Genomic DNA, 690 nt, shown 5'->3' with positions numbered 1-690 from the left:
GCGGCTTCATCGACTATCTCAACCTGATCAACATCCGCGACGGCGGCGTCAACGGCGTCAAGCTGACCTGGAGCGAGGGCGAGACGCAGTATGAGGTCGAGAAAGGCGTCGAGGTCTATGAACGATTGAAGAGCAATCCCGGCATCGCCGCCTGGAACCCGCTTTCGGTCGGTATCGCCTATGCCATGATCGACCGCATCACCGATGACAAGGTGCCGCTGATCACCATCAACCACGGCCGCACCGACACCACGGACGGACGCGTGTTCCCTTACGTCTTCCCGCTGCTGCTCAATCCCTACAGCGAGACCTCGGGCATCGTGAACTATATCGCCTCCAAGGAAGGTGGCCTCGACAAGCTCAAGGGCAAGAAGATCGTCGTGCTCTATCACGGCTCGCCCTATGGCAAGGAGACGATTCCGATCTATGAGCTGCTGTCGCAGAAATACGGCTTCGAGCTGTCGCAGATCGAGGTTCCGCATCCAGGCAACGAGCAGCAGGCCCAGTGGCTGACGATCCGTCGCGAGCATCCCGACTATGTGGTGCTGCGCGGCTGGGGCGTGATGAACCCGGTTGCGCTCAAGACCGCGCAGAAGACCGGCTTCCCGGCCGATCACATCGTCGGCAATGTCTGGTCGAATTCGGAAGAGGATGTGATCCCCGCGGGCGATGCCGCCAAGGGCTATACGG

1 protein-coding gene is annotated in these 690 nt (G+C 60.6%); it reads left to right on the top strand.

The window, feature by feature from the left end:
* The coding region (locus NKI59_RS35005) for an ABC transporter substrate-binding protein (protein WP_352709080.1) at nt 1-690 on the top strand (690 nt) is incomplete at both ends.

The organism is Mesorhizobium sp. M0598, from assembly GCF_040320865.1.
Classification (GTDB): Bacteria; Pseudomonadota; Alphaproteobacteria; order Rhizobiales; family Rhizobiaceae; genus Mesorhizobium.
The sequence above is the reverse complement of the archived record's forward strand: the minus strand, read 5'-3'. Positions and strand labels throughout refer to the sequence as shown.